The sequence below is a fragment of the Kribbella voronezhensis genome (genome assembly GCF_004365175.1).
Taxonomy (GTDB): domain Bacteria; phylum Actinomycetota; class Actinomycetes; order Propionibacteriales; family Kribbellaceae; genus Kribbella; species Kribbella voronezhensis.
In genome coordinates this window covers 333133-344891 of the sequence record NZ_SOCE01000001.1, presented here as the reverse complement: position 1 = coordinate 344891, position 11759 = coordinate 333133, and the positions used below count along the sequence as shown (strand labels likewise).

Below are 11759 nucleotides of genomic sequence, written 5' to 3'. Positions count from 1 at the left end.
CGCTTGATGGGCCGCTGAACGTACGACGAGAGAGGTTCTGACATGTCTCGGCCAGGGTTTGTGCTTGAGGTGGACGACCGGACGCCGCCGCTGCTCGTGCACAACGGGGAGGGCTTCAAGCTGGAGCGCTTCCCGCTGGGCACCCGGGTGATCTACCCGCCGGAGTCGCTGCCGGCGGTGCGCGATGTCGAAGAGGCGATCCAGAACGCGCTGCTGAACCCGCTCGAGTCCGAGCCGCTGCCCGAGCTGCTGTACGCCGGGATGCGGCTGACGATCGCGTTCGACGACATCTCGATCCCGCTGCCGCCGATGCAGAAGCCGGACATCCGGCAGCGCATCATCGAGGCGGTGCTGACGATGGCCGCCGACGCCGGCGTCGACGACGTCGAGCTGATCTCGGCGAACGCGCTGCACCGCCGGCTCACCCCGAACGAGTTGCGCGACATCGTCGGCGAGCGGGTGTTCCGGTCGTTCTACCCCGACGGCAAGCTGTACAACTTCGACGCCGAGGACCGCGACAACCTCAGCCACCTGGGGCAGACCCGGCACGGCGAGGACGTCGAGATCTCCAAGCGGGCGGCCGAGTCCGACCTGCTCGTCTACGTGAACGTGAACCTGGTGGCGATGGACGGCGGCCACAAGTCGACGTCGATCGGCCTGGCGTCGTACAAGTCGCTGAAGCACCACCACAACAGCCACACGATGATCCACTCGCGGTCCTTCATGGACCACAAGGCCTCCAAGATGCACGAGTCGGCCTGGCGGATGGGTGAGGTGCTGACCCAGCACGTCAAGGTCTTCCAGATCGAGACCTCGCTGAACAACGACATCTTCGGCGGCCCACTGCAGTTCCTGCAGAAGCGTGAGTGGGAGTGGTCGATCAAGGACCAGGCCTCGTTCCTGGCCACCAAGCGCGCGCTGGACATCGCGCCGCCGAAGCTGCGGCACAAGATCTTCACCGAGACCAAGTCGCACTACGGTCTGACCGGCATCAACGCCGGCAAGATCGAGCCGGTGCACGACCGGACGCTGGAGATGGTGCACCGCCAGCACCTGGTCGAGGTGCAGGGGCAGTCCGACGTCGCGATCATGGGCGTGCCGTTCGTCGGCCCGTACAACGTGAACTCGGTGATGAACCCGATCCTGGCCGCCTGTATGGGACTCGGCTACTACTTCAACTCCTACCGGGGCAACCCGGTCGTCCGCAAGGACGGCGCGGTGATCCTCTACCACCCGGTGGACTACGAGTTCAGCCAGTTGCACCACCCGTCGTACGTGGACTTCTTCGAGGAGGTGCTGTCGGAGTCGACGGACCCGGCCACCATCGAGGCGAAGTTCGAGAAGCAGTACGCCGAGGACCCGTGGTACATCCACCTGTACCGGACCTCGAACGCGTACCACGGTGTGCACCCGTTCTACATGTGGTACTGGATCAGCCACGCGCTGGACCACTGCGGCGACATCGTCTGGGTCGGCGCGAACCGCAAGACGGTCGAGCGGATGGGCTTCCGGTCCGCCTCGACGCTGCAGGACGCGCTGGAGATGGTGAGCCACTCGGTCGGCCGGTCGCCGTCGATCACCTACCTGCACAACCCGCCGCACCTGCTCGCGGACGTTCGCTGATGGGCGCGAACCTGGTGAAGTTCGGCCGCGACACCGCCCGGGACGTCCGGGTGGTGGCGCGCGGCTGGCGCTGGGGCCGCCGGCCGCAGGTCCCGCGCTCGGCCGAGCCGTACGTGATTCCCAAGGAGACCTCGGTCTTCCCGACCCGGTGGGCCCGTACGCCGGCCGCGATCGCGGTCCGCGAGGTGCTGCTGAAGGGCGGCCTCAACGCGGTGATGCGGTTCGAGGTGAACCCGCAGGTAAGTGGGCTCGACTCGCTGACCAAGCTGCACGGCCCGGCCGTCATCGTGGCGAACCACTCGTCGCACCTGGACACCCCACTGGTGCTCTGCACGCTGCCGGACGCGATGCGCCGCAAGACCGCGGTCGCTGCCGCCGCCGACTACTTCTTCGACACGTGGTGGCGGGCGACCGCCTCGGCGATCATGTTCAACACGTTCCCGATCGAGCGCCGCGGCGGCAAGCTCAGCCAGACCCCGGGCGACCTGCTCGAGGACGGCTGGAACGTCGTGGTCTTCCCGGAGGGCACCCGGTCGCCCGACGGGTGGATGGAACGGTTCCGGATGGGCGCGGCGTACATCGCCGTCGAGCACGGCGTACCGGTGATCCCGGTCGGGATCAAGGGCTCGTTCGCCGCGATGCCACGCGGCCGCGGCTGGCCCGTGCCGGGGCGGCCGACGGTCGCAGTACGGTACGGCGACCCGCTGTACCCGGCTGAGGGGGAGAGCCCTCGCGACTTCGCGCCACGCATCTCCGCCGCCGTCTCGGCCCTGCTCGACGAAGAGGCCACGACGTGGTGGGAGGCCCGCCGCCGGGTCGCCTCGGGCACCTCGCCGTCGCAGTCCGGCCCGGATGCCGCCCGCTGGCGCCGTGTCTGGGAGTCCACCACCCCCGTCAAACCCGCCACCTCCAAACCCCGCGCCTGGAAGTAACCACCGCAGGAGCCCCCCGCGTGCTGCGAGGGGCTCCTTGCGGTCAGTCGCCGCGGCGGTCCGACTGGAGGTCGGTGGCGGCCAGGGTCTTGGTGGTGGGTGGGACGACGGTCCAGTCCGGGTGGTTGGGCATGGGCGGCGTCTTCTCGACGTACAGCCAGTCCTGCAGGAACGGCTCGACCGACGGATCACCGGACACCGTGGTGGCCAGGTCGATGTAGCCGTCGGTGGAGATGTTGCCGTTGCGGTGATCGGCCAGGACGGCCTGTTCGATCCGGGCGAACGTCTCGGCGCCCACCTTCTCCCGCAGCGCGTAGAGCACCAGGACGCCGCCGGTGTAGCGCTGGTTGTCGAAGAGGTTCTTGGCGTTCGGCTTCGCGACCGGACCGGACGAGGCCCGCCAGAGGTCACCTTGGCTGTAGGTGTACTTCATCTTGTCGACCATCGTCTTGTACCCGCGGTTGTCCGGCCAGCCCCGCTCGTACCGGTAGTTCAGCGCGTAGTAGTCCGCGTGCCCCTCGTTGATCCACAGGTCGCTCCACGATGCGGGGGTGACACTGTTGCCGAACCAGTTGTGCACCAACTCGTGCATCATGTGGGAGCCGATCTTGTCCTCGGCCTGAGCGAGGTAGTTCGGCTTGTAGAGCGTCAATGTCTGCGTCTCGAGCCCGGTGAAGTCGAACGCGTCCGGCGCGTCGCTGTTGGCCGGCAGGATGCCGTACGCCTCGAGCGGGAATGTCCCGAGGTACTGCTTCACCCACTGGAGCTGCGCACTGGTCAGCTTGAGCGCGGGGTCCACCTTGGCCAGCCGGGCCGCCGGTACGACGTCCCGCATCCGGGCGCCGTCGACCGTGCCGCGGTCCACGATCGTGTAGTCCCCGACGGACGCCTGCACCAACTCGGTCGCCATCGGATTCACGGTCGCGTACGTCGACGTCGTACTGCCGTCCGCGTTCTCCTGGTCGCCGATGTGGTTGCCTGAGGCAACCCCGATCGTTCCCTTCGGCGCCGTCACCCGGATGACGTACTGCGCCTTGTCGGAGGGATGGTCGTTGCTCGGGAAGATCGTGTCCGCACCACTCGGCTGGGGAGCGGTCGCGAATCCGTCCGGAGTCGCCACCCAACCGCCCGCCGGCGGTTTGATCTTGACCGGGTCCGCCTTGTACGTGATGTCGACGACGAAGCCGCGACCCGAAGGGATCGCCCACTCGGGGGTGATGACGAGCTCCTCGCCGTCCTGGACCGCGCTCTCGGTGCTGCCGTCGACCCGGACCTCGGCGATGTCGAGCCCGTAGGAGTCGAGGTTGAACCGGGAGAGGTTCTTGGTCGCGGCGGCGAAGATCTTCACGTGCCCGTCGACCAGCTTGGTGCTGGCGCATTACTCCTGGAGGGCAGAAGACAGGATCCCCTCATGCTGACCGGCTCGGGGCTCACTCCCACCGCCGAGTTCGCCATTTCCACAATCCTGCAAACGTCCGTACTACGGATGCTGTGGCCTGTGTGTGTCAGGTGGGTGTCGTCGCTCGGTACCCTTTGGGCGTGAGTCTTGCCGTGCGAGTCATTCCCTGTCTGGACGTCGACGCCGGACGGGTGGTCAAGGGCGTCAACTTCGCCGACCTGCGCGACGCCGGCGACCCGGTCGAACTGGCCAAGCTGTACGACGCCGAGGGTGCCGACGAGCTGACCTTCCTCGACATCACCGCCTCGTCCGGCTCCCGCGAGACGACGTACGAGGTGGTCGGGCGGACCGCCGAGCAGGTGTTCATCCCGCTCACGGTCGGCGGCGGCGTCCGGGAGGCCGCGGACGTCGACCGGCTGCTGCGAGCCGGCGCGGACAAGGTCGGGATCAACACCGGCGCGATCGCCCGGCCGGCCGTGATCTCCGAGATCGCGCACCGGTTCGGCAACCAGGTGCTCGTGCTGTCCCTCGACGTACGGCGTGCCGCTGATCAGCCGAGTGGGTTCGAGGTGACCACCCACGGCGGCCGCAAGTCGGCCGGGCTGGACGCGATCGAGTGGGCCCGCAAGGTCTGGGAACTCGGCGCGGGGGAGATCCTGCTCAACTCGATGGATGCCGACGGCACCAAACAGGGCTTCGACCTGGAGCTGATCCGGGCGGTCCGCGCCGTCGTCGACATCCCGTTGATCGCCAGCGGGGGAGCGGGCCTGCCCGAACACTTCCCACCCGCGGTCGAAGCGGGCGCCGACGCCGTACTGGCCGCCAGCGTCTTCCACTTCGGAGACCTCCGGATCGCCGACGTCAAGAAGGCGTTGCGCGACGCCGGCATCGTGGTGCGGTGAGCGACGTCGTGGCCGAGCGCCCCACCGAACTGCTGGCTGCCGTCGAGCACGAACTCTCGACGTTGTTCCGCCGCGCCCGCTCCTCCCAGATGCTGCTGGCTCGCCGCGTTCACCCCGAGATGGACGCGGCCGGCTACGCGCTGATCTCCCAGATCGAACTCGGTACGTCGAGTGGCGGCCCGGGGGTGCGCGCCTCCGACGTCGCCCAGGCCCTCGGCCTCGACAAGTCCACGGTCTCCCGCGGCCTCACCCACCTCGAGTCACTCGGCCTGATCGAACGGGTCGAGGACCCCGACGACGGCCGGGCCCGCCTTCTGCGCCTCACCAGCACCGGCGCGGCCGGCTTCAACGCCATGCGAATCCAGCGCCAGACCGAGTTCCGCGCCATCCTCGCCCGCTGGGACACCCCCGACCTGGCCGCGCTGGCCAACCTCCTCGCCCGGCTGAACTCCGACCTCAGCTAGCGCACCTCCGCGTGGGTGGCATAGACCACAGCTCCCTGCATATGGTTGCAGAAACCAACTAAATGTGTATATAGTTGGGTTATGCAACTAGCTCAGCAGACCTCTGTCCCGGAGGTGGAGCGGGACACGCCGGCCCAGGAAGTGCTCGAAGGGGTCAGTTCGCTGATCCGGGCCGTGCGGTGCATCGAACACCGGCACCTGTGGCCCGACTCCGGGCTGCGGCGGGCGGATGCGAGCGTGCTGAAGGTGCTGTCCAAGGGCGGCGAGCAGCGCACCGGTGAGATCGCCGCCAAGCTCGGTGTCGACGCGTCGGTGGTCAGCCGGCAGCTCACCGCGCTGGAAGGCGACGGCCTGGTGAGCCGTCGGCCCGATCCCGCCGATGCGCGGGTCTCGCTGGTCGCGCTCAGCGACGCGGGCCGGCGCCGGCTGGAGGCCTTGTACGCGAACTACACCAAACATCTTCGCGCCGCGCTGGCGGACTGGGACGACGAGCGAATGGCCGACGCCGCGGAAGCTCTGCGCCGCGTCGCCGGTGCCGTCACCGAGGCCGCCGAGTCCGTACGGCGTGTCAACACATCGACTGGAGACTGATGACTGTCACCGAGAACCGGTACCAAGCGCCTGCCGCCGCGCCGGAGCTCACCCACCGCGAGATCCTCGAGATCCTGATCGGCCTGCTGGCCGCGCTGTTCACGGCGATGCTCAGCTCGACGATCGTCAGCAACGCCCTGCCGACGATCATCGCCGACCTCGAGGGATCGCAGACCCAGTACACGTGGGTGCTGACGGCGAGTCTGCTGGCGACCACGGTGTCGACGCCGATCTGGGGCAAGCTGTCCGATCTGATGAGCAAGAAGCTGCTCGTGCAGCTGGCGATCGTCCTGTTCGTGATCGGCTCGGCGCTGGCCGGGATGGCCCACAACGTGCCGTTCCTGATCGGCGCCCGCGTGCTGCAAGGACTCGCGATGGGCGGCCTGATGGCGTTGGCCCAGGCGATCATCGGCGCCGCGATCCCACCGCGCGACCGCGGCCGGTACTCCGGCTACATGGGTGCTGTCATGGCAGTGGCAACCGTCAGTGGGCCGCTGATCGGTGGTGTCATCGTGGACACCTCGTGGCTCGGCTGGCGCTGGTGCTTCTACGTCTGCGTCCCGCTCGCCGTGATCAGCCTCGTGATGCTGCAGAAGTACCTGCACCTGCCGCTGCTCAAGCGGCGCGTGACGATGGACTACCTCGGGGCGATCCTGATCAGCGCCGCGGCCAGCCTGCCGCTGATCTGGGTCACCTTCGCCGGTCAGGACTTCGACTGGATCTCGTGGCAGTCGGCCTTGTTCGTCGGCGGCACCCTGCTGTTCGGCCTGCTCGCCGTCCTCGTGGAGACCAAGGCGAAGGAGCCGCTGGTTCCGCTGAAGGTCGTGCGGCAGCGGACGACCGCCCTGGCGATCGTGGCCAGCCTCGCGGTCGGGGTCGCGATGTTCGGCAGCGCGCTGTTCCTCGGTCAGTACTTCCAGATCGCCCGCGGCTACAGCCCGACCGAGGCCGGCCTGCTGACGATCCCGATGATGCTCGGGTCGTTCCTCGGTTCGGTCGGCTCCGGCCAGCTGATCACCCGGTTCGGCAAGTGGAAGCGGTACCTGATCGCCGGCGGCATCCTGCTCGTCATCGGGCTGGCGATCCTCGGCACCATCGACCACACCAGCCCGTACTGGTACGTCGGCCTCGGCATGCTGTCGATGGGTGTCGGCATGGGCATGATGATGCAGAACCTGGTCCTCGCCGTACAGAACACCGTCGACGTGACGGAGATCGGTGCGTCGAGCGCGACCGTCTCGTTCTTCCGAAGTCTCGGCGGAGCCGTCGGTGTCTCGGTCCTCGGCGCGGTGCTCGCTGCGCGGGTCAAGGACCTGCTGATCCAGGGCCTGCTGGCCGGACCGGGCGGCGCCGAGGCGGTGCGCAAGCTGCAGGAAGGCGGCGGCGGGACGAGCCTGCTCGACGTCGGTCACCTGCCTCCGCAGCTCGCCGAGCTGGTTCGTCAGTCGTACGGCGATGCGACCGGCCGGATCTTCCTGATCGCCGCGGCCTGCGGACTGGTCAGCCTGCTCGCGGTCCTCTTCATCAAGGAGGTCCCCCTCCGCCGCACGGTCGCCAAGCTGGAGCCCACACTCGAGGACGTCCTCGACGACTGAGTACTACGTACGCAAGGCAGGCGGTTCCAGCCCCTCCAGCGACCTCGTCCGGATGATGGGGGAGCGAAGTAGCCAGAGGACCGCAAGGAACCCGCTTGCCGAGGAGATCAGCAATGTCTCCCGGACACCGAGCCAGGTGCCGAGGAAGCCACCCACGATCGCGCCGAGCGGCCGCACCCCGTAGTTGATGCTGCTGTAGGCGCCGGAGACCCGGCTTCGCATCTGCTCGTGGGTCACCGAGGCCTGCAGCGAGTTCTGCGGAATGTCGTAGCACATCACCGCGAACATCCCGACGAAGTCGGCGGCGCCCAAGGCGGTGGCCCGGACCCACAGCGGTCCTGAGGCGAGCGCGGCGATCGCGATCGAGGCGGGAAAGACGAAGGCGCCGATGGCGATCAGCGGACCGACGCCGATCAGCCGGGTCAGTGGCGTCGCCGCGAGCGCGCCGAGCAGGCCGCCGGAGGCGCCGATCCCGAAGGCGAGGCCGATCGTGCCGGCGGACAGGCCCAGGGTCCGGCTGGCGAACAGGATGAGCAACGCCGCACCGATCAGGTTGAAGAAGTTGATCGTCGTCGAGCAGGCGAGGGTGTAGCGCAGGTACGGGTGGCGCAGCAGGTAACGCATGCCCGCGCGTGCCCTGCCGAGCAAGGACTCCCCGGCACCATCGGCCGGTCCCGGTGCCGTGTCGAGGCGGCTCACCTGGATGGCCGAGAAGACGAACGACAAGGCGTCGGCGAGGACGGCGACCGGTGCGGTCAGCCACTGCACCAGCAGGCCGCCGAGCGCAGGACCGCCCATGAAGGAGATCGAGCGCGTCGAGGACAGCTTGCTGTTCGCTTCCAGGAAGTGGTCTCGCGACACCAGACGTACGAAGAACGACGAGTACGCCGTGTTGAACACGACGTGGGCGATACCGGCGAGAATCGCGACCACGTAGAGCTGGCCCAGCGTCAGCAGGTCCAGCCAGTACGCCGCAGGCAGCGACAGCAGCAGGACCGTGCGACTCAGGTCGGCGGCGATCATCAACGGGCGCTTGTCCCGCCGCTGATCCACCCAGGCGCCGATGAACAAGGACGCGAGGTTGGGCAACCAGACGGCCGCGGTCAGGAAGCCGACCTGACTGGGTGAGGCGTTCAGCAAGGTGACGGCGATCAGCGGCAGCGCGAGCTCGCTGATCCGGTCGCCGAACTCCGAGACGCCCTGAGCCGACCAGAAGGTCCGGAACTGACGGTCGCGCCACAGACTGGTAGCAGGCAGAGTCCTCACGACGGATCCTTACTCGGGCGGCAGGAAAGAGCAGCGGGCGAGGGTGGGCGGCTGGATCAGGTGGTTGCTTCCGGCAATGACATCCGGATCATCCGGATCGGGCGGGCCTCCGCCGGCGCGCCTTCCGAGCCGCGTCGGACGTAAGGAGCGAGGAGGTTCTCGATGGCTTCGTCGAGCGCCTCGGCTTCCTCGAGGGTGACCTGCAGCAACGTGTTCGCGGACCAGGCCTGTCGGCTCAGCTCAGGATCCAGGCCGGGCTCGACGTCCGACAGCCATTGCTGGACATAGTCGAGGGCCTGGCGCATCATCTGGGCGCGGAGCAGCCGGCCTGCCTCAGCGCCCTCGGGCGTCGACGGCATGTCGAAGCGGAAGCCGCGCGAGACCGCTTTCCACCATCGCCGCCGTTTGTCGGGAGCGCCGTCCGGTGGCGGTCCGTCTGTGACGAGGCCGAAGGTTGCCAGGTGCCGTAGGTGCCAGCTGGTCACCGACGGGGAGGCGCCGACGTGCTCGGACAGCTGGGTGGCGGTGGCCGGGCCGTTCTTCTGCAGGTAGCTGAGCGCGGCCAGCCGGACCGGGTGCGCCAGCGCCCGCATCGCCTGCGGGTCGGTGACCTCGAAATCGCCGTACGGATTCCTGAGAGACATGTTTCGAGAGTAATCTCTCAGATCCTTCAGCGCATCAGTGCTACGCAGATGCGTACCAAAAATCCAGTGATCAGCGCAAATGTCCTGGTTATAGTTAACAGGTGCGTACTACTGATGAAGCGGCCAAGCGGATCCTGGCCGGGGTCAGCCTGCTGGCGAGCCGGGCTCGGGCTGAGCGGACCGGCGCGATCACCCTCGTTCAGACGGCGGTCCTGCGCCATCTGGCCAGGTCCGGTCCGCTGACGCCGAGCGAGCTCGCCGACCGGCTCAAGAGCCAGCCGCAGTCGCTGTCGAGGGTGTTCGCCGCGCTGGAGGACCAAGGCTGGATCCGTCGACGCCCCGCGCCCGACGACGGGCGTCAGTCCCTGCTGGAAGTCACCCCGGCCGGCGTCGAGGTGTTCGCGGCCGAGCTCCGGCCGAGGGAGCGCTGGCTGGCCGGCGCGCTGGAGCAACTGACCGAGGCGGAGCGCGACTTCCTCGTCGTCGCGGCGGGCCTGCTCGAACGACTGGCGGAGGACGACGATCTGTGACGGCGACGATCAGCACCGACATCACCCTCGACAAAGCCCCCGTACGCCGGGTGGCGCGCCTCTTCCGCCCGTACCGCTGGTCGATCGCCGTCCTGCTCCTCATCTCGGTCGCTCAAGGGGCGGCCGGGGTCACGTCGCCGTTCATGGTCCGCGAGATCGTCGACCGCGCGCTCCCGCAGCGCAGCGCGAGCCTGGTCATCCTCTACTCCGGCGGCATGATCGTCGCGGCCGCGCTCGCCGCTGTCCTCGGCGTCGCGTCGACCCGGCTCTCGAACGTGATCGGTCAGGGCGTGATGCACGATCTCCGCGTCGGCGTGTACGACCATCTGCAGCGGATGTCGCTCGGCTTCTTCACCCGCACCCGGGCCGGCGAACTGCAGTCGCGGATCGCCAACGACATCGGCGGTGTGGACAACGTCGTGATCAACACCGCCAGTTCGGTCGTCCAGAACGGCATCGCCGCGCTCACCGTGGCCGTCGCGGCCCTGTTCATGAACTGGAAGCTCGCGGCTGTCTGCCTGATCGTCGTACCGCTGTTCCTGGCCTTCTCGTTCCGGCTCGGGCGGCAGCAGCGCCAGATCGCTCGCGGGCGTCAGCAGCAGCTCGCCGGGATCACCGCGCTGGTCGAGGAATCCCTTTCGGTGGCAGGGGTTCTGCTCGCCAAGACGCTCGGCCGGCAACGCGAACTGTCCCGCCGGTTCGCGACCGAGTCACGCGCCTTGTCGCGGATCGAGCTCGACGCGGCGATGAACGGCAAGTGGGTGAACTCGAGCCGGCGGGCCAGCCTGACGATGATCCCCGCGCTCGTCTATCTCGTCTCCGGACTCACCCTCGCGCACGGCTCCGCGCAGTTCTCGATCGGGACCGTGGTCGCGTTCACCACGATGCTGAACCGGCTGGTCGCGCCCGCGACGGCCCTGCAGGGCATCGGCACCGCGGCCTCCACTTCGATGGCTCTGTTCGGTCGCATCTTCGACGTCCTGGATCTGCCGATCGACGTCGAGGAGAAACCGGACGCCCGCGACCTGCCGCGCCCGCGCGGCGAAGTACGGGTTTCGCAGGCGTTCTTCCGGTACTCCGACGACGCACCCTGGACGCTGTCCGGGGTCGACTTCGTCGTCGAGCCCGGGACGACGACCGCGCTGGTCGGCGAGACCGGCTCCGGCAAGACGACGCTGGCCTATCTCCTCGCCCGGTTGTACGACCCGCAGCGCGGCCAGGTGATGATCGACGGTGTCGACCTGCGCGACCTGAAGTTCGCCGCGATCTCGGACGCGGTCGGCCTGGTTTCGCAGGAGACCTACCTGTTCCACGAGTCGGTCCGGGAGAATCTCCGCTTCGCGGCCCCGGCGGCGACCGATGCCGAGGTGATCGCCGCGGCGAGGGCGGCCCGGATCCACGACCTGATCGCGGGGCTGCCCGAGGGATACGACACCGTCGTCGGCGCCCGGGGCTACCGGTTCTCCGGCGGTGAGCGGCAGCGGCTCGCGATCGCCCGGATGCTGCTGCGGAACCCGCCGATCCTGATCCTCGACGAGGCCACCAGCGCGCTCGACAACGAGACCGAACGGGCGGTCCAGGCCGCGATCGACGAGCTGGCCCGGGGCCGGACGACGATCGCCATCGCGCACCGGCTGTCGACGGTCCGCAACGCCGACCAGATCCTCGTCCTCGACCACGGCCGGGTCGTGGAACGCGGCACCCATGAGGAGCTGCTCGCCCGGTCCGGCCGGTACGCCCAGTTGCACGGCGCACTCACCTGAACCCTTGTGCCGGAAATTGCTGTGAAAAAGGATGGAACCGGACGGGGGAG

At 68.4% G+C, this 11759-nt stretch carries 11 protein-coding genes; 8 read left to right on the top strand and 3 right to left on the bottom strand.

The window, feature by feature from the left end:
* Positions 1–42 precede the first annotated feature (42 nt).
* Together larAH and EV138_RS01550 are read left to right on the top strand one after the other, a co-directional pair.
* On the top strand, positions 43–1623 hold the full coding sequence (larAH, locus tag EV138_RS01555; protein WP_133976683.1) for an NPN-dependent hydroxyacid isomerase, LarAH14/15/16 family: 1581 nt from the start codon (positions 43–45) through the stop codon (positions 1621–1623).
* Positions 1623–2555: a lysophospholipid acyltransferase family protein gene (locus EV138_RS01550; protein WP_133976682.1), complete on the top strand. Its 933-nt coding sequence runs from the start codon at positions 1623–1625 to the stop codon at positions 2553–2555. The genes larAH and EV138_RS01550 overlap by 1 nt, the downstream gene beginning before the upstream one ends.
* 43 nt (positions 2556–2598) lie before the next feature.
* On the opposite strand, the gene EV138_RS01545 is transcribed toward EV138_RS01550, so the two are convergent.
* The gene (locus tag EV138_RS01545) at positions 2599–3918 is read right to left on the bottom strand and encodes a M1 family metallopeptidase (RefSeq protein WP_133976681.1); all 1320 of its coding nucleotides are present in this window, start codon (positions 3916–3918) and stop codon (positions 2599–2601) included.
* Between the two features lie 176 nt (positions 3919–4094).
* Between EV138_RS01545 and hisF the strand changes: the two genes are divergently transcribed.
* From hisF to EV138_RS01525, 4 genes are all read left to right on the top strand, one after another.
* Positions 4095–4856, top strand: a complete 762-nt coding sequence (gene hisF, locus EV138_RS01540) for an imidazole glycerol phosphate synthase subunit HisF (RefSeq protein ID WP_133976680.1) — start codon at positions 4095–4097, stop codon at positions 4854–4856.
* The gene (locus EV138_RS01535) at positions 4853–5320 is read left to right on the top strand and encodes a MarR family winged helix-turn-helix transcriptional regulator (RefSeq protein WP_133976679.1); all 468 of its coding nucleotides are present in this window, start codon (positions 4853–4855) and stop codon (positions 5318–5320) included. Before hisF ends, EV138_RS01535 begins: the two co-directional genes overlap by 4 nt.
* Positions 5321–5401: 81 nt before the next feature.
* The gene (locus EV138_RS01530; RefSeq protein WP_133976678.1) at positions 5402–5911 is read left to right on the top strand and encodes a MarR family winged helix-turn-helix transcriptional regulator; all 510 of its coding nucleotides are present in this window, start codon (positions 5402–5404) and stop codon (positions 5909–5911) included.
* Positions 5911–7506 carry an MDR family MFS transporter gene (locus EV138_RS01525; RefSeq protein WP_133976677.1) on the top strand — a complete coding sequence of 532 codons (1596 nt, stop codon included), beginning with the start codon at positions 5911–5913 and terminating at the stop codon, positions 7504–7506. The genes EV138_RS01530 and EV138_RS01525 overlap by 1 nt, the downstream gene beginning before the upstream one ends.
* A 3-nt stretch (positions 7507–7509) precedes the next feature.
* On the opposite strand, the gene EV138_RS01520 is transcribed toward EV138_RS01525, so the two are convergent.
* Complete coding sequence (locus EV138_RS01520; RefSeq protein WP_133976676.1) at positions 7510–8772, bottom strand: MFS transporter; 1263 nt, start codon at positions 8770–8772, stop codon at positions 7510–7512.
* A gap of 56 nt (positions 8773–8828) precedes the next feature.
* Positions 8829–9416: an ArsR family transcriptional regulator gene (locus EV138_RS01515; RefSeq protein ID WP_133976675.1), complete on the bottom strand. Its 588-nt coding sequence runs from the start codon at positions 9414–9416 to the stop codon at positions 8829–8831.
* Positions 9417–9517: 101 nt separating this feature from the next.
* Here EV138_RS01515 and EV138_RS01510 point away from each other — a divergent pair, with 101 nt between their 5' ends.
* Complete coding sequence (locus EV138_RS01510) at positions 9518–9946, top strand: MarR family transcriptional regulator (RefSeq protein WP_133976674.1); 429 nt, start codon at positions 9518–9520, stop codon at positions 9944–9946.
* A complete protein-coding gene (locus tag EV138_RS01505) occupies positions 9943–11709 on the top strand; it encodes an ABC transporter ATP-binding protein (protein WP_133976673.1) in 1767 nt (588 codons plus the stop codon). The genes EV138_RS01510 and EV138_RS01505 overlap by 4 nt, the downstream gene beginning before the upstream one ends.
* Positions 11710–11759 lie beyond the last annotated feature (50 nt).

Bases quoted from the DNA above. Each gene is read 5' to 3' on its own strand.
- larAH (WP_133976683.1), top strand. From the start codon at position 43: ATGTCTCGGCCAGGGTTTGTGCTTGAGGTGGACGACCGGACGCCGCCG.
- EV138_RS01515 (WP_133976675.1), bottom strand. From the start codon at position 9,416: ATGTCTCTCAGGAATCCGTACGGCGATTTCGAGGTCACCGACCCGCAG.
- EV138_RS01525 (WP_133976677.1), top strand. From the start codon at position 5,911: ATGACTGTCACCGAGAACCGGTACCAAGCGCCTGCCGCCGCGCCGGAG.
- EV138_RS01530 (WP_133976678.1), top strand. From the start codon at position 5,402: ATGCAACTAGCTCAGCAGACCTCTGTCCCGGAGGTGGAGCGGGACACG.
- EV138_RS01550 (WP_133976682.1), top strand. From the start codon at position 1,623: ATGGGCGCGAACCTGGTGAAGTTCGGCCGCGACACCGCCCGGGACGTC.